The organism is Bacillus sp. JJ634 (assembly GCF_036962285.1).
Lineage (GTDB): Bacteria > Bacillota > Bacilli > Bacillales > DSM-1321 > Peribacillus > Peribacillus asahii_A.
Window position 1 is genome coordinate 1 of sequence record NZ_JBALMU010000206.1, and the last position, 1304, is coordinate 1304.

Below are 1304 nucleotides of genomic sequence, written 5' to 3' on the forward strand. Positions count from 1 at the left end.
AATATCCGTTATTTAGTTGTAAATTTTCAGATGAATTGCTTTGGTCACGTGCTGGTAACACGTGGCTTTTTCTTTTGCTTTCTTCCCTTTTAAAGTTCTAAATTATTTAACGGTGAATGTTTTTGATACTTTTGACCAATTTCTTGATCTGTAAAATCTAGATAGGCTTTTTGGGTAACTTCAACACTGGAATGACCTAGAATACGTGATAATGAAACCCAATCCCCACCATTCAACAAATAATACTTTGCAAAGTTATTGCGTAACTGGTGTGGATGAATAGAAACACCTACTTTCTTTCCAGCTTCCCTTAATGACTTTTCAAAGTTCCTCACTTCCAGTTCTGTTCCACGTATAGTTGGAAACAAATACTCACTACTTGAAAAACGGTCACGATACTGTAACCACCGTTTTAAATCGGTGGACATTTTAAAAGAAAAATACACATATCGTTGCTGTCGATTTTTTGGATTTTCAATCAGAATGGCTTTGTTTTTGAAATCAATATTTTCAGGTTTTAAGGATAAACACTCACCGATACGCATACCAGTATCCAACAATAAACGAGTAATCGACCAATTCCTATAACCATGAAAGGTTGTTATATCGAATTGACGCAATACTTTAACTAACTCTTCATTATCCAACAATGGTTTTTGTTTCCGAACTGGTTTAATGTTTTGGATGCTTTCAGCTGGATTAATCTTTATTTCACGTTCAACTTTATACAGATAATTAAAAAACACTTTGATATTCCGTACATAATTTGCCACCGTAGTATCACTTATTGGCTTGTTAAAATCGTTTCTATGGTCAGGATGGTTTACTTTCATAGAAGCATCATTTGTAACTACTGTATACTTCCCACGTTCACGTAAATACTTAATGTAATGTCTAATGTGTGCTGACTTTACTTTCCCTACTTCATTAATCTGAAATTGTTCTTCCATGTACAGAACAAACAAACGTAAGGTCTGTTCATAACTTCTCATAGTTTTTTTCGATAAATTTTTACTAGAACAATACAGCATAAAATTATCCAGTTGTAATTCCATATCAGATAACAACAAAAAAAGACACCTTCCTTTACTGGTAATGAATCACATACCAATAAAAGAAGATGTCTTTCGGTAAACAAACGCTTTATTTATAGGTTCAAAAAGAAGTTAGTTGGTCAAGTTACACTGGTTAGAAAAAAGTGTATATCACTTACACCCCAGTAATATCAACGCCCCTAACTCTCTCATGAAGCTTTATGTTCCAAGCGAAGTTTATCAGCAACCATCGCAATAAATTCAGAATTC

1 protein-coding gene is annotated in these 1304 nt (G+C 33.5%); it reads right to left on the reverse strand.

From position 1 onward, the window contains the following. Nucleotides 1-89: 89 nt before the first annotated feature. On the reverse strand, nucleotides 90-1055 hold the full coding sequence (locus V7068_RS21960) for a tyrosine-type recombinase/integrase (RefSeq protein WP_499714547.1): 966 nt from the start codon (nucleotides 1053-1055) through the stop codon (nucleotides 90-92). Between the last annotated feature and the right edge of the window lie 249 nt (nucleotides 1056-1304).

What these genes read in the sequence shown, in the direction of transcription:
- V7068_RS21960 (WP_499714547.1), bottom strand. Translation starts at nt 1,055, where the DNA reads ATGGAATTACAACTGGATAATTTTATGCTGTATTGTTCTAGTAAAAAT.